13 protein-coding genes and 3 tRNA genes are annotated in these 15,488 nt (G+C 40.9%); 11 read left to right on the top strand and 5 right to left on the bottom strand.

Annotation, left to right across the window (positions count from 1 at the left end):
* Window positions 1–6: 6 nt before the first annotated feature.
* From BM739_RS02665 to glnS, 3 genes are all read left to right on the top strand, one after another.
* Complete coding sequence (locus BM739_RS02665) at window positions 7–246, top strand: FeoA family protein (RefSeq protein ID WP_076537007.1); 240 nt, start codon at window positions 7–9, stop codon at window positions 244–246.
* A complete protein-coding gene (gene feoB / locus BM739_RS02660; protein ID WP_076537005.1) occupies window positions 239–2,533 on the top strand; it encodes a Fe(2+) transporter permease subunit FeoB in 2,295 nt (764 codons plus the stop codon). Before BM739_RS02665 ends, feoB begins: the two co-directional genes overlap by 8 nt.
* 154 nt (window positions 2,534–2,687) lie before the next feature.
* The gene (glnS, locus tag BM739_RS02655; RefSeq protein ID WP_076537003.1) at window positions 2,688–4,358 is read left to right on the top strand and encodes a glutamine--tRNA ligase; all 1,671 of its coding nucleotides are present in this window, start codon (window positions 2,688–2,690) and stop codon (window positions 4,356–4,358) included.
* A gap of 88 nt (window positions 4,359–4,446) precedes the next feature.
* On the opposite strand, the gene BM739_RS02650 is transcribed toward glnS, so the two are convergent.
* Both BM739_RS02650 and BM739_RS02645 read right to left on the bottom strand, forming a co-directional pair.
* Window positions 4,447–5,505, bottom strand: a complete 1,059-nt coding sequence (locus BM739_RS02650) for a glucosaminidase domain-containing protein (protein ID WP_076537001.1) — start codon at window positions 5,503–5,505, stop codon at window positions 4,447–4,449.
* Window positions 5,506–5,591: 86 nt separating this feature from the next.
* Complete coding sequence (locus BM739_RS02645; RefSeq protein ID WP_076536999.1) at window positions 5,592–6,188, bottom strand: Yip1 family protein; 597 nt, start codon at window positions 6,186–6,188, stop codon at window positions 5,592–5,594.
* Window positions 6,189–6,680: 492 nt separating this feature from the next.
* On the opposite strand from BM739_RS02645, the gene BM739_RS02640 reads away from it, so the two are divergent.
* Entirely contained in the window at window positions 6,681–7,439 is a 759-nt protein-coding gene (locus BM739_RS02640) for a tRNA-(ms[2]io[6]A)-hydroxylase (protein WP_083698050.1), read from the top strand.
* A gap of 28 nt (window positions 7,440–7,467) precedes the next feature.
* On the opposite strand, the gene BM739_RS02635 is transcribed toward BM739_RS02640, so the two are convergent.
* Both BM739_RS02635 and BM739_RS02630 read right to left on the bottom strand, forming a co-directional pair.
* Window positions 7,468–8,184, bottom strand: a complete 717-nt coding sequence (locus BM739_RS02635; RefSeq protein ID WP_076536995.1) for a UDP-2,3-diacylglucosamine diphosphatase — start codon at window positions 8,182–8,184, stop codon at window positions 7,468–7,470.
* Window positions 8,185–8,190: 6 nt separating this feature from the next.
* Window positions 8,191–8,685: a peptidylprolyl isomerase gene (locus tag BM739_RS02630; protein ID WP_076536993.1), complete on the bottom strand. Its 495-nt coding sequence runs from the start codon at window positions 8,683–8,685 to the stop codon at window positions 8,191–8,193.
* A 143-nt stretch (window positions 8,686–8,828) separates the two neighbouring features.
* Here BM739_RS02630 and cysS point away from each other — a divergent pair, with 143 nt between their 5' ends.
* Window positions 8,829–10,211 (top strand): cysteine--tRNA ligase, encoded by a 1,383-nt coding sequence (gene cysS / locus BM739_RS02625; RefSeq protein WP_076536991.1) that lies wholly within the window; start codon window positions 8,829–8,831, stop codon window positions 10,209–10,211.
* An 84-nt stretch (window positions 10,212–10,295) separates the two neighbouring features.
* Here the strand turns inward: cysS and folD are convergent, their stop codons facing one another.
* Complete coding sequence (folD, locus tag BM739_RS02620; RefSeq protein ID WP_076536989.1) at window positions 10,296–11,150, bottom strand: bifunctional methylenetetrahydrofolate dehydrogenase/methenyltetrahydrofolate cyclohydrolase FolD; 855 nt, start codon at window positions 11,148–11,150, stop codon at window positions 10,296–10,298.
* Window positions 11,151–11,402: 252 nt separating this feature from the next.
* Here folD and BM739_RS02615 point away from each other — a divergent pair.
* The 6 genes from BM739_RS02615 to clpX all read left to right on the top strand — a co-directional run bounded on the left by BM739_RS02615 (window position 11,403) and on the right by clpX (window position 15,439).
* Window positions 11,403–11,479, top strand: a tRNA-Pro gene (locus tag BM739_RS02615).
* Window positions 11,480–11,590: 111 nt separating this feature from the next.
* Window positions 11,591–11,667 (top strand) — tRNA-Arg (locus BM739_RS02610).
* A 7-nt stretch (window positions 11,668–11,674) separates the two neighbouring features.
* A tRNA-His gene (locus BM739_RS02605) sits at window positions 11,675–11,750 on the top strand.
* 275 nt (window positions 11,751–12,025) lie between these two features.
* Window positions 12,026–13,330: a trigger factor gene (gene tig, locus BM739_RS02600; RefSeq protein ID WP_076536988.1), complete on the top strand. Its 1,305-nt coding sequence runs from the start codon at window positions 12,026–12,028 to the stop codon at window positions 13,328–13,330.
* A 90-nt stretch (window positions 13,331–13,420) separates the two neighbouring features.
* Window positions 13,421–14,032, top strand: coding sequence for an ATP-dependent Clp endopeptidase proteolytic subunit ClpP (gene clpP / locus BM739_RS02595; RefSeq protein WP_076536986.1), 612 nt, complete (start codon window positions 13,421–13,423; stop codon window positions 14,030–14,032).
* 126 nt (window positions 14,033–14,158) lie between these two features.
* Window positions 14,159–15,439: an ATP-dependent protease ATP-binding subunit ClpX gene (gene clpX / locus BM739_RS02590; RefSeq protein WP_076536985.1), complete on the top strand. Its 1,281-nt coding sequence runs from the start codon at window positions 14,159–14,161 to the stop codon at window positions 15,437–15,439.
* Window positions 15,440–15,488: the final 49 nt, after the last annotated feature.

Genomic DNA, 15,488 nt, shown 5'->3' with positions numbered 1-15,488 from the left:
TGCTTTATGAAGCTTAGTGAACTCAATCCCGGCGACAGCGCTAAGATTGCAGAGGTTGGTCAACTCTCTTTACCTCAAACTGTAAAGCGTAAATTACTCTCTATGGGCATCACCCCTCATACGTCATTCAAAATGTTACGCAGAGCGCCAATGGGTTCAGGAGTTGAATTAGATTTACGTGGTAGCCGTTTATGTATGCGCCGTGATTTAGCGGATGTTATTGAGGTAGTAAAAACAAATGACTAAAGAATTTCATTGCGTCACCGTAGGTAATCCTAATGCTGGCAAGTCAACCCTGTTTAATGCATTAACGGGCTCTAATCAGCAGGTGGGTAATTGGTCTGGCGTAACGGTAGAAAAGAAAACCGGTTATTTCACTCTCGATAACACTAATATTCATTTAACTGATTTACCGGGTATTTACGATTTATTACCGGCTGGAAATAGCTGCGACTGCTCTTTAGATGAACAAATCGCCCAGCAATATCTCGCCGAACAAAGAATTGATGGCATCATCAATCTTGTAGACGCAACCAATATCGAGCGCCATCTTTACCTCACAGTTCAATTAAGAGAGCTGGGTATTCCAATGGTTGTGGTGTTGAATAAAATCGATGCGGCTAAAAAATTAGGTATCGAAGTCAACCTTGATAAAATGTCTGCAGAGCTAGGTTGCCCTGTCATTGCCGTTTGTTCGCGAGAGCTAAACGATGTTAAACAGGTTCAAGATCAAGTCTTAAAGTTACTAAAAGGCGAAATCTCTGAGTCTGCTTTAATGCTTAATTATGATGAGCGTATTGAAGCGGGCGTACAAACCCTGCAACAACATGCTAGCGATCTAAGTCGCGGTCGCGCACTTGCTATGCTTGGAAACGGTAATGGCTGTGGAAAATGTAATAACACTAGCTTAAAAGATGTTGTTAATGATTGTACTAAGATCGCCGAGCAATCAGGAACAGACGTTGAAGTGTTAGTGGCAACCACCCGTTTTGACTTTGTTGAGACGGTATTTAGCCAATCTGTGGAAGTGGGTGAGTTTGAAAGCACCAGTGATAAGCTTGATAAATTGATTTTACATCCTGCACTCGGTGTTCCGGTGTTTTTGTTAGTGATGTATTTAATGTTCATGTTCAGTATCAATGTTGGTAGCTCGTTTATTGACTTTTTTGATATTACAGCGGGGGCCATTTTCGTTGACCATTTAGGCGCGTTATTAACCTCTATCGGTGCACCTGTGTGGTTAGTGACGATTGTCGCTGGCGGTATCGGTCAGGGCATTCAAACCGTGGCGACCTTTATACCGGTTATTGCAGCATTATTTCTTGCGTTATCGGTACTTGAAGCATCAGGCTATATGTCTCGTGCAGCCTTCGTCGTTGATGGATTAATGCGACGAATTGGCTTACCGGGTAAGGCGTTTGTGCCAATGATTGTCGGTTTTGGTTGTTCTGTACCGGCTATTATGGCAACACGTACGCTAGGTAGTGAGCGCGAAAGAATTGTCACCGGCATGATGGCACCCTTTATGTCATGTGGTGCGCGACTTCCTGTATATGCCTTATTTGCCGCAGCGTTCTTTCCTGATTCTGGTCAAAACTTAGTATTTTTACTGTATATCATTGGTATTTTTGCTGCTATTGGTACTGGGTTATTACTTCGCAGTACTGTATTGCCAGGTTCAAGTAGTGCGGTAGTGATGGAACTGCCAAGTTATGAAATGCCAAAAGCGAAAGCGGTTTTTTCTCGTACAGTTAAACGTACTAAAAGTTTTATTTTAGGTGCAGGTAAAACCATTGTTATCGTGGTGACCTTACTGAACTTTGTTAATGCAATTGGTACCGATGGTAGTTTTGGCCATGAAGACAGTAATGAGTCTGTTCTGAGCGTATTAAGCCAAAAAGTGACCCCTTTGTTCTCACCAATGGGCGTAGAGCAAGATAACTGGCCTGCGACAGTAGGTATTATCACTGGCATTTTTGCTAAAGAGGCGGTTGTTGGCACATTAAACAGTTTATATGCTACCCCAGCTGATGAAGATGAAGAGTTAGCTAGCCTGTCTGAAAGTTTTTCAGAGGCATTAAGTACTATCCCTGAAAACTTATTGGGTATTGCCCCTGAAGATCCTTTATCAATTGATATCGGAAATGTAGAGAATATAGAAGAAGCCGCAGCAGAGCTTGAAGTTGATAGTTCAACATTCAGTGCACTGCAAGCTGGGTTTACCTCGCAAATTGCTGCATTCTCATATTTGCTATTTATCTTGCTATACACGCCTTGTGTTGCGGCAATGGGTGCATTAGTGAATGAATTCGGAGCTAAGTGGGCGCGATTTGCGGCGCTTTGGACTTTCGCGCTAGCTTACGGCAGTGCCACAGTGGTGTATCAAGGTGCTAATATTGCTAAGCACCCTGTACAATCTATCGGTTGGATCTCATTCTTTTCGATTGCGCTAGTGGGCTTTTATTTCTGGCTTAAAAAGCAGGGTAAAAAGAGTCAGCAGATTATTCCAGGGATTAAAATTATCACCGAATAAGATAATTTGTGTTCAATTTAAAACCAGCATTTTACGAAATGCTGGTTTTTTGTTTTTTGAGGGTTATTTTTAGCAAACAGGCATTGTAACTCGCGTAAATCTGTAGGATCATCAAAGGTCATAAATTTCACCATCGTGCACCAAGAGGAACTCCATGAGCCAAGTGGACAACGAAGTACGTCCAAGTAACTTCATTCGTAATATTATTGATGAAGACTTAAAAAGTGGTAAACACACCAGTGTGCAAACCCGTTTTCCGCCAGAGCCAAATGGTTTTTTACACATTGGCCATGCAAAGTCTATTTGTTTAAATTTTGGCATAGCACAAGATTATCAAGGTCAATGTAACTTACGTTTTGATGATACTAACCCTGAAAAAGAAGACATCGATTATGTTCATTCTATTCAGGATGATGTGCGTTGGTTAGGCTTTGAATGGTCGGGTGAGGTTCGCTACTCTTCGAATTACTTCGATCAATTACATCAATATGCAGTTGAGCTAATTACCAAAGGGTTAGCTTATGTGTGTTTCTTAAATGCTGAAGAAACACGCGAGTACCGTGGGACTTTAAAAGAGCCAGGTAAAAACAGCCCTTACCGTGATACCTCTGTTGAAGAAAACTTGAACCTATTTGAAAAAATGCGTGCAGGTGAATTCAAAGAAGGTGAGTGTGCACTGCGCGCTAAAATCGATATGGCTTCACCGTTCATGTGTATGCGTGATCCGGTTATTTACCGTATTCGTTTTGCTCACCATCATCAAACAGGCGATAAGTGGTGCATTTACCCAATGTACGACTTTACTCACTGTATTTCTGATGCGATTGAAAATATCACCCATTCATTATGTACTTTAGAGTTCCAAGACAACCGTCGTTTGTACGATTGGGTGTTAGATCATTTAGATGATTTTAATCAACCAAACCGTACACGTCAGTATGAGTTTTCAAGACTAAACCTTGAATACACCATGATGTCGAAACGTAAATTGAACGACTTAGTCACGCGTGAAATCGTGTCTGGTTGGGATGATCCTCGTATGCCAACTATCGCTGGTTTACGCCGTCGCGGCTATACTCCGGCGTCTATTCGTGAATTCTGTCAGCGTATCGGTGTTACAAAGCAAGAAAACCTTATTGAAGGTGGCGTACTTGATGCGTGTATTCGCGAAGAGTTGAACGAAAATGCACCTCGTGCCATGGCTGTGTTAAAACCGATTAAAGTAGTGATTGAAAACTACCCGTCGGATACGCCTGAAATAATCAATGCGCCAATGCATCCGAATAAACCTGAAATGGGTACCCGTGAAATTGCATTTGGCAAAGAGTTATTCATCGACGTTGAAGATTTTAAAGAGTCAGCTAATAAGCATTTTAAGCGTTTAGTACTTGGTAAAGAAGTACGTTTACGTAATGCCTATGTGATTAAAGCAGAACGTTTTGATCAAGATGAAGACGGTAATGTCACCACGGTTTATTGTACTTACGACAATGAAACATTGGGTAAGAACCCAAGTGATGGCCGTAAAGTTAAAGGCGTTATTCATTGGGTTGAAGCGACAACGGCCAAACCGGCTGAATTCCGTTTATACCACCGTTTATTTACTGAAGCGTCTCCAGCAGCTTTTGAAACCTTAGACGAAGTGTTAAGCGATGATTCTTTAACTGTGCTTAACGGTGTAGCTGAAGCAAGCTTAGCTAACGCCGTGGCTGAAAAAGCCTACCAGTTTGAACGTGAAGGTTACTTCTGCGCTGATAACAAGGATTCATCAAAAGAGGCTTTAGTATTTAACTTAACTGTGGCGCTACGTGACTCTTTTGCCTAAAGCTTACCAGTAGTTTTTGCTGAGGGTAGTTTATCCCTAAGTCAGTTAATAAAAATGCCAGAACAATGTTGTTCTGGCATTTTTTTGGTTAATTATCAGTAGAATTGACTTGGTTAGAAGCGGAAATTAACTGTAATGGCGCACCATCACTTAAATAGGCGGCGTCCACTTGATCAAGTTTGTTGTAACGGATCATCTGCTGGATACTATCAATATAGGCTTGGCCACGTTCGGAATACTTATCTAAGGTGGTGACTAATTTAAGGCCTGTTATCGGTTCTTTCTCGTAACGTAATTGCTGTCTCATTTGTCTCAATTTAAGGTAGGCTGCATTGGTATTGATATTTAGCATATAGCCCTCAACGGATGCTTGCGGGGTATCGAATCGTGCTAAACCGTAATTACCTAACTCTGTTCTTTGCTTTTTAGGGAGCATGCCATTGCCACTGAAATCCCACTGGCCAAAAAAGGCGTTACCTTCAACGGTAAAGCGCGATGTCGCCCAGCCGCTTTCTTCAGCCGCTTGGGCTAACACTAATGATGGTGGCATGATATCTACGCGCTTTAGCAGCTGTTTTAGTAAATCTTGTGTTAATGGTGTTTGCTTATCAGTGATGACCTTGTATTTTATTGCGATATCAATAAGCTTGCTATCTGTTAGTTCAGCCTGTTTCACCCATTTTCGCTCTAAAATAATATTTTCATTACTGAGTAATATTAATGGCGCCATTAATCTGAAAAAAACCATTTTCTTAACTTGTACTGGGATCTCGTTTGAGGTTTTTTGCCAATTCTCGCTCACGCTATCAAAGGTTAATCGAGGCACTTCTCTTACACCGGCATCCCAACTTTGTTTGTTGTAATTTAATGAGTTAAATAATTCAATTAATTGATCGAGCGAGTTTAAAATAATCTTTGTTGAGGCCTTTATTTGCGGTGTTTTAGCTGTGAGTTTGTTGTTTGCGGCATCTATATCTTGATGACTAACATCTGACTCAATTGTAGCTATTGGAGTTTTAATGGCGTTTGCACCAGCAGGATCAGCGTCACTTTCTGTTGTGGATGACTTAACCCAATGGTTGATGGCAAATAAACCCGCTAAAAGCAGTAATACAAAAAGGATTTTTTGATAGGTATTTTTGGTCATATATCACCTTAATTCCAACTCTCTTTATGGGCCGCGCCATAACAAAAAAGGCGCGAAAGCGCCTTTTAAATATAGTGCAAAAACATTTACTGCATCATAGGTCCTAAGCCTAAGCTCCATAATATAACGCTAGTACCCATTAACCCGACCAATAGCACTAAACCTGCAGTGACCACTGAACTTGCGTAAATAAAGCCTTTTTCTTCTGGGATATTCATAATGATGGGGACACCGGCGTATAGTAGATATACTGAATAGGCTAAGCCTGCAAGGCCCACTAACATCATAAACCATAGCACAGGGTATAGCGCTGATATGCCGACCATAAATAATGGTGTCGCGGTATAAGCGGCTAACTCAAGTGCTTGTGTAAAGGTTGGTGCGGCATCAAAGGTTTTTGCCATCCAATAAGATAAATAAGCCAGTGCAAGTACGCCAGCAATAAGACCAAAGTACATTCCAACAGACATGAACATGGCGCTTTGTGGGGTAAGGAACAGTGGATCGCCGTTAGCAGGGTGCCAACCTATATAAGCGGTTGCAATAAAACTGCATACAGCAGGAATTAACGCGATGAGTAAAATATGACTTAGGCTGCTTTTAACAGCCTCATGATTACGTTCAATTGTTTGCCACTCTTGTTTCGGATGAGTGTATAGCCCCATTAGGTGATTCAATATCATTGTTATTATCCTTGTTTAGCATTTCATACATAGCTCGCCAAACTTCAGACGAACTGATCATAGCCCCATATATCAATCGCCTTAATCAGTCCTACACATACTTAATGTACTCGTTACTAGTGAGCCGTTTAAGTAATAACTTCATCCCTATCGAAGCTTATCCATTAAAGGTGATTGAAATACAACTTAAGCAACTATTGTTACGCAGATGTATAGACTATTTATTGAACATTAGCGGCCATTCGTCAAGTGCTATTGCTGTTTTATCAGGATAAAAAGCTAATAAGCTCATCAGAAGTAAGCTTATGCAGTATTTTTCGCTTTAGAAAGTCGATTTGTATGTAAATATTCGAGGTAAAGTGACTTAGTTGATGATTGTTAAATATCTATTTGCTGCTTAAGGCAGTCTTAGATTAAGCACATGGCTTGTCGTATCTGTTTCATTTTTTTAATACAATGGCGCCACATAAAATATTTAGCGGTACTTCAATGATGTATGAGCCAGATTTACTTGAGCCGATTTACTCTTTTTTAAATTGTGAAACACCTGATAAGTGGATTGAAATGGCCAGCAAGCCAGAAAACTTATCTATCATTCTTCGAGATCATATGATTTGTGAGTTAAAAGCCGCTCAAAGTGCGATGTTTTTAATTAGGAAATATGCGGTGGATAAACCCAGTGCTGAGCAGCTGTCTCAATGGATAAAGCCATATGAAGAGTTTGCCTATAAAAAGATCGGCGATTTAGCCTCTCTTAAAGGAAAAAGTAACGTCAGCAAACAAATCACAGTGCGTGAAGGCTGTGTTTATGGCCAAGAGTTAGTTGATAAAATGGTATTGCTGATAAAAGAAGAATTACATCATTTCTATCAAGTCATGGAGTTGATGGAAAAAAAACAGGTACAGTATGAGCTAATAGAGGCTGGACGTTATGCCAAAGGCTTACTGAAGCATGTTAAAACCTTCGAGCCAGATGCATTAGTCGATAAGTTAATTATTGGCGCATTAATTGAGGCCAGATCTTGTGAACGCTTTGCCAAACTTGCGCCGCATCTGGATGAAGAATTGGGCAAATTCTACGTATCGCTACTTCGCTCTGAAGCTCGTCACTATCAAGATTACCTGACGTTGGCCGAGTTAGTATCGGATAAAGATATTAGTGACAGAGTAAGGTTTTTGACCGAGGTCGAAGCTGAGCTTATTTTAACCCCAGATACCGATTTTAAATTCCACAGTGGCTTACCCAATTAACACTATATCCTTGCGGTATTTGATGTCATCAAGTTAGCAAGGGCAGTTGTTCAAGATTGGCAGTGTATTGGTCGACAATCAGTATGCTGCCTTGCTCGTACCAGTCACCAACCACAATGCGCTGCTTGTTATCGGCTAATTGATGTATTGCCGGACGATGGGTATGGCCATGGATCATTCTTTGGCAGTTGGTTTTTTGCAGTAGGCTGTCAACGGCTGATTGCTCAACATCCATGATGGTATAGCTTTTTTGTTGATTGCTTTTTTGACTTTTTTTGCGAATATCTGCAGCGATGTTCTGTCGCGTTGATTTAGGCAAGTTACGGTAAATCCATTTCACGAATGATGAATTTCTGAAGCTTCTGAACCTTTGATAAGCTTTGTCGAGCGTGCAAAGGCTATCACCATGCAAGACTACTGTTTTTATCCCGTACAAATCTAACTCAACAACTTCTGGGAGTATGATCAGTCCAGCTTTACGAGCAAATGATTTGCCAATCATAAAATCTCGATTACCGTGGATAAAATAAATAGGGATATTTGTGGCGACACGTTTTAGATGGGTGGCTATTTCGTCAGTAAAGGGCTCGGCAATATCATCACTGGTCCAGACTTCAAATAAGTCACCGATGATATAAATCGCTTCAACATCAGTAAGATCTGAGTTGAGATAGCGAATAAAAGCTTGGCTAATATCTGGGCGGTCTGCACTTAAGTGCAAATCGCCCATAAAAACAGTCTGCATTAATGATTATTCTGCAATGCTTGCACTGTTAATGATAACGGCTTCGAGTGGTACGTCTTGATGCATGCCACGGTTACCAGTGCTAACAGTTTTGATTTTCTCGACAATATCAAGACCTTCAACAACTTCAGCGAATACACAATAGCCCCAGCCTTGAGATGTTTCAGCTTTAAAATCTAAGAAAGTGTTGTCATTCACATTGATAAAAAACTGTGATGTGGCTGAATGCGGATCAGATGTACGCGCCATCGCTAAGGTACCGACTTTGTTTGATAAGCCGTTGTTCGCTTCATTTTTAACTGCAGCATGAGGGGTTTTCTGAACCATATCTTCAGTAAAGCCACCACCTTGTACCATGAAACCATCAATCACACGGTGAAAAATAGTACCGTCGTAGAAACCTTCTTTTACGTACTTAATGAAGTTTTCAACAGTTAAAGGTGCTTTTTCAGCATTTAAAGCGATTTTGATGTCGCCCATATTTGTGTGCAAAGTGATCATATTTAATTACCTAGATAAAAATTGTTGCGCGATTCTAACTTATCTTACGTGAGGCTTAAAGTGCAGTGTTCAAAACAGTGTTGCTCATGGTAGACTTTGTGGCAATTAAATTGAGTTTTATTAAGAGTAAAAGAGAACCATCGATGTTGAAAATTTACAATAGTATGAGTCGTGAAAAGCAAGAGTTTAAACCGATTAACCCTGGCAAGATTGACATGTATGTATGTGGTATCACCATATATGATTTATGTCACATTGGTCATGGTCGTACTTTTGTGTCTTTCGATATGATAGTTCGCTACCTACGTTATAGTGGCTATGTGGTGAACTACTTACGTAACATCACCGATGTCGACGATAAAATCATTAAACGCGCCGCTGAAAATAACGAAAGTTGTGATTCACTCACTGAGCGTTTGATTGGTGAGATGCACAATGACTTTGATTCATTAAATATGCTGCGCCCAGATTTTGAACCAAGAGCGACACTGCATATCGATGAGATCATTGAAATGGTGCAGACACTCATCGCCAAAGAGCATGCTTATGTTGCTGACAATGGCGATGTACTCTTTAGTGTGGCTTCATTTGCGGAATATGGCCGCTTATCAGGACAAAACCTTGAGCAGCTGCAAGCTGGCGCGCGGGTAGAAGTGGAAGCGGCTAAACGTAATCCGATGGATTTTGTGTTGTGGAAAATGTCAAAACCTGGCGAACCAACGTGGGAGTCTCCATGGGGGCCTGGCCGTCCTGGCTGGCACATTGAATGTTCTGCAATGAATGGCAAACACTTAGGTGAAAACTTTGATATTCATGGCGGTGGTAGCGATTTACAGTTCCCACATCATGAAAATGAAATTGCGCAGTCTTGCTGTGCCCATGGCTCAAAGTATGTTAACTACTGGATGCATACTGGCATGGTGATGGTTGATAAAGAGAAAATGTCTAAATCACTGGGCAACTTTTTCACTATCAGAGATGTGTTAGAGCATTACGACCCAGAAACAGTACGTTACTTTTTATTATCGGGTCACTATCGTAGTCAGTTAAATTATTCTGAAGATAATTTAAAACAAGCTAAGTCGGCTTTAGAGCGTATTTATACTTCGCTTAAAGGCCTAGACTTATCTGTTGCTCCAGCAGCTGCATCTGAGTATGTCGGTAAATTTAAACTGGCGATGGATGATGATTTTAATACACCAGAAGCCTACTCGGTTATCTTTGATATGGTACGTGAGATTAACCGTCTTAAATTAGTAGATATGGCGCAAGCCAGTGCCCTAGGTGTTAGCCTTAAGCAATTAACAGACGTGCTAGGTATTATCAGCAATGATGTTGATGTTTATTTCCAAGGCGAGGGCAGTGATGATGAAGTCGCTGAAATTGAAGCCTTGATCGTTGAACGTAATCGCGCCCGCGCTGAAAAAGATTGGCCTGCTGCAGATATCGCTAGAGATAGACTAAATGCCCTTGGGGTGATTCTTGAAGATGGCGAAAATGGTGTAACCACTTGGCGTAAAAAGTAACGCTTGAGTTTAATCAGCCATAAAAAAGCCTGCTAATGCAGGCTTTTTCGTTAATACAATTATTAACGCTTATTAAACACAGCTTTAGTCATGGTAAGTTTCAGCCGCATATAAAGTGTTTTCTAGTAAGCTGGCAATTGTCATCGGGCCTACACCACCTGGTACCGGGGTAATAAAAGCCGCTTTCTCAGCAGCAAGATCAAATTCTACATCACCCACTAAGCGGCCATTGTCTAAGCGGTTAATGCCCACATCGATAACAATCGCACCTGGTTTAATCCAATCACCCGCAATAAAACCGGGCTTACCTACTGCAACAATCAATAAGTCAGCTTGACGGACCTTTTGTTCAAGGTTTTTAGTAAAGCGATGACAGGTGGTCGTAGTACAGCCTGCAAGTAGTAGCTCCAATGTCATTGGTCTACCGACAATATTAGATGCGCCAACAATCGTTGCATCAAGACCATATGTATCTACACCCGTTGATTTGATCAAGGTCATAATGCCTTTTGGCGTACATGAACGCAGCACTGGGATGCGCTGAGCAAGTCGACCAACATTGTAAGGGTGGAAACCATCAACATCTTTATCAGGGCGAATTTGCTCAATGACTTTAGAATCTTCAATATGAGCAGGTAATGGTAATTGCACTAAAATGCCATCAATTTTAGGATCATCATTGCATTGATCAATTAAGGCTAACAATTCAGCTTCAGTAGTCGTGGTCTCTAAATCATATGAGTAAGATTGAAAGCCGACTTCTTCACACGCGCGGCGCTTACTTCCTACATAGACTTGTGACGCAGCATCTGCACCAACTAAGATGACCGCTAAGCCAGGAATTCTTTTACCTGCTTCTTTACGCGCAAGTACTTTTTCTTTTAAAGTGGTTCGAATAGATTGAGCGATCGCTTTGCCATCAATATTTTGGGCAGTCATGGGGGTATAGTTTCCTTTATGGCGCGATAATAAGACGAAATTAACGAAGCGTATTCTATCAGTCAGCTATAGTCATGTCATGAATATTGCCTTAGCGATTTTTTAAAAACAGAATTTTTTGTTTGTTAAAACAGCACCTGAACAAGTTTGTCAAAAAAATCGTTGACGATAGGAAAGTGACTCGTTAATATGCGCTCCGTTCTCACAGTGAAGGTGTTTAAACAAATTAAACATTGAAGCAATGAAACATCTCGGTGATTAGCGCAGCCCGGTAGCGCATCTCGTTTGGGACGAGAGGGTCAGAGGTTCGAATCCTCTATCACCGACCAAATTTATTTATTTGTAAAGCTTCGGTTTTATGAATAAGCTGTAAAAAGATAAGTTGTTAACCAAAGCAGCTTATCACGCTAGTAGGATATACAGATTTATCTGTAAACCATGCGCCCGTAGCTCAGTTGGATAGAGCACCCGCCTTCTAAGCGGGTGGTCGCAGGTTCGAATCCTGCCGGGCGTACCAAATTATGGTGATTGTAGCTCAGTTGGTAGAGCCCCGGATTGTGATTCCGGTTGTCGTGGGTTCGAGCCCCATCAGTCACCCCAAATTTTGCACATTAAATGCACAATTATAAAAAAAGCGACCTTAGGTCGCTTTTTTTATGTCTAAAATCCCTGTTTTGATACTCGACTCCGTTGTAAACCGCCGCTATAATGTCGCGTCTTGATAAATATCTAATACGAATTACTACAGGTAACAGCGCTTAAACGCTGCTGTGTCACTACTTTTATTAGTAACCATTAATCATCAAGAAATGAATATTTAATAGTTGAGTTTTCGACTATTACAAAGGACGTCAGACATATTTCGAGGTAAAACAATGCAAGTTTCTGTTGAAACAACTCAAGGCCTAGAACGTCGCCTAACAATTTCTGTACCTGCTGAGCAAATTGAGAAATTAGTTAAAGACAATTTATTACGTGAAGCGAAGCGTGCAAAAATCTCTGGTTTCCGTCCAGGTAAAGTACCAGTATCAGTAATCAACCAACGTTACGGTAAAGCTATCCGTCAAGATGTGACTGGTGAAGTTATGCAACGCAACTTCATTGAAGCTATCATGGCTGAAAAACTAAACCCAGCTGGCGCACCAGTATTTACTCCTAGTAAAGCTGAAGGCGAGAACTTCGAGTTCGTTGCTACTTTTGAAATCTACCCAGAAGTTGAATTAACTGGTTTAGATGCAATCGCTGTTGAACAACCACAAGCTGAAGTTAATGACGCTGACGTTGACACCATGATTGAAACGCTTCGCAAGCAACACGCTACTTTCGCTGTAGTTGAAACTGCTGCTGAAGAAGGCAACAAAGTTAAAATGAACTTTGTAGGTTCTGTTGAAGGTGAAGAATTTGAAGGCGGTAAAGCTGACGATTTCGAACTTGAACTAGGTAGCAACCGTATGATCCCAGGTTTTGAAACTGGCATCATTGGTCATAAAGCCGGTGAAGAATTTGAAGTTGAAGTAACTTTCCCTGAAGATTACCACGCTGAAAACTTAAAAGGTAAAGCGGCTAAGTTCGTTATTACTCTTACAGAAGTTCAAGCTGCAGAATTACCAGAAGTGAATGACGAGTTCGCTTCATTATTCGGTATTGCTGAAGGTGGCCTAGAAGCCCTTAAAGCTGAAATCCGTAAAAACATGACTCGTGAACTTGATCAAGCGCTTAAAGCGAATGTTAAAGAGCAAGTTATCGAAGGTTTATTAACAGCTAACGACATCACTATTCCTAAAGCACTAGTTGATGGCGAAGTGAACGTTCTTCGTCAACAAGCTATGCAACGTTTTGGTGGTCAAGCTGAAAACATGCCTGAGCTTCCAGCTGATTTATTCACTGAGCAAGCTGAGCGTCGTGTTAAAGTTGGTCTATTATTAGGCGAAGTAATCAAAACGAATGAACTTCAAGCTGAAGATGAGCGCGTTCAAGGTTTAATCGCTTCAATGGCTTCTGCTTACGAAGATCCAACTGAAGTTGTTGAATACTACAATGGCAACAAAGAGCTTATGCAGAACATGCGTAACGTAGCTCTTGAAGAGCAAGCTGTTGAAGTGCTATTAAAATCAGCAAAAGTAACTCTAAAAGAAGTTGCTTTTGAAGAATTTATGAACAAGGCAACAGGTAAAGCGTAACCTTCGCTTGACTTGATTGGCGGTTCGCCATTTATAATGGCTCGTATGAGGTTCTCATACGAGCCATTTTTATTTTAGGGAAAGTATAAAATGCATAAAGCGCCAGAATCTGTACTCAATGCTCTCGTACCTATGGTTGTTGAACAAACAGCAAAAGGTGAGCGTTCATATGATATTTACTCTCGTTTATTAAAAGAGCGTGTAATTTTCTTGGTTGGTCAGGTTGAAGAACACATGGCTAATTTGATCGTGGCGCAATTATTGTTCCTAGAATCAGAAAGCCCAGACAAAGATATTTCAATTTACATTAACTCGCCAGGTGGCTCAGTCACTGCAGGTATGGCGATTTATGACACCATGCAGTTTATCAAGCCAAATGTAAGTACTGTATGTATTGGTCAAGCGGCAAGCATGGGCGCTTTTTTACTTGCTGGTGGCGCAAAAGGCAAACGTCATTGTTTACCTAATTCTCGCGTGATGATCCACCAACCATTAGGCGGTTTCCAAGGTCAGGCTTCAGATATTGCAATTCATGCTCAAGAAATTCTTGGCATTAAGAACAAATTGAACCAAATGTTGGCGGAACATACCGGTCAACCAATGGAAATAATTGAACGTGATACTGACCGTGATAACTTCATGAGTGCTCAAGAAGCAGCCGATTATGGTTTAGTTGATTCAGTTTTTGAAAAGCGTAGCTGATCTTTACGCCTGAGTGCGCTATTCTTTGAAGAATAGAGTATTAAAATATAAGACTGTGTTTGTGCATTTAAACAGTACAGATGGTTTTCTACAGACAGTGTCTAGGCTGTAACAGAGGTAGAGTTAATGGGCGATAACAAAAATTCCGGTGACAGCGGTAAGCTGCTGTACTGCTCTTTTTGCGGGAAAAGCCAACATGAAGTTAGAAAGCTAATTGCTGGACCTTCAGTATATGTTTGTGACGAATGTGTCGAGTTATGTAATGACATAATTCGTGAAGAGATAAAAGAAATTTCGCCTAAACGCGATCAAGACCAATTACCAACGCCACACGAATTACGTAATCACCTCGATGATTACGTCATTGGTCAGAATCAGGCAAAAAAGGTGCTATCGGTAGCGGTTTATAATCACTATAAGCGCTTACGTAATGGTACGCCGATTGAAGGTGTTGAGCTTGGTAAAAGTAATATCTTACTTATTGGGCCTACAGGTAGTGGTAAAACATTACTGGCTGAAACCTTAGCGCGTTCACTTGATGTGCCGTTTACTATGGCTGATGCAACCACATTAACTGAAGCAGGTTATGTGGGTGAAGACGTTGAAAACATTATTCAGAAACTTCTGCAAAAATGTGATTACGACGTTGAAAAAGCAGAACGTGGTATTGTTTACATCGATGAAATCGACAAGATTAGTCGTAAATCTGACAATCCTTCTATAACTCGTGATGTATCGGGTGAAGGTGTTCAGCAGGCGCTACTAAAACTAATTGAAGGTACTGTTGCTTCTGTGCCACCTCAAGGTGGTCGTAAGCATCCACAACAAGAGTTTTTGCAAGTTGATACTTCTAAGATCTTATTTATTTGTGGTGGTGCGTTTGCTGGGCTTGAAAAAGTTATTGAGCAACGTGGCTTAACAGGTACTGGTATCGGTTTTGGCGCTGAAGTTAAAGGTGATGCAGATAAAGCGACTATCTCGCAAACATTAGGTAAGGTTGAACCAGAAGATTTAATTAAATTTGGTTTGATCCCTGAGTTTATCGGTCGTTTACCTGTTGTTGCGACGCTAACTGAATTAGATGAATCTGCATTGGTTCAAATCTTATCTCAACCTAAAAATGCACTTACTAAGCAATATGGTGCCTTATTTGAGATGGAAGATGTTGAGTTAGAGTTCCGCGAAGATGCGCTTAAAGCCATTGCTCATAAAGCAATGACCCGTAAAACCGGTGCTCGTGGACTTCGTTCAATTATCGAAGATATTTTACTCGATACCATGTATGACATCCCTTCAGTGGAAGGCGTGATTAAGGCCGTTGTTGATGAGTCTGTAGTAAAAGGCGAATCAGCACCAATCCTAATTTACGAAAATGCCGAAAGCCAAGTTGCTGGCGGCGAACAATAAATAGACGATTTAGTCTTTTATTAAAAATAAGGAGTCCATTGGGCTCCTT

This window comes from Shewanella sp. UCD-KL21 (assembly GCF_001957135.1).
GTDB lineage: Bacteria > Pseudomonadota > Gammaproteobacteria > Enterobacterales > Shewanellaceae > Shewanella.
This window is presented reverse-complemented; position numbering and strand designations above follow the sequence as displayed.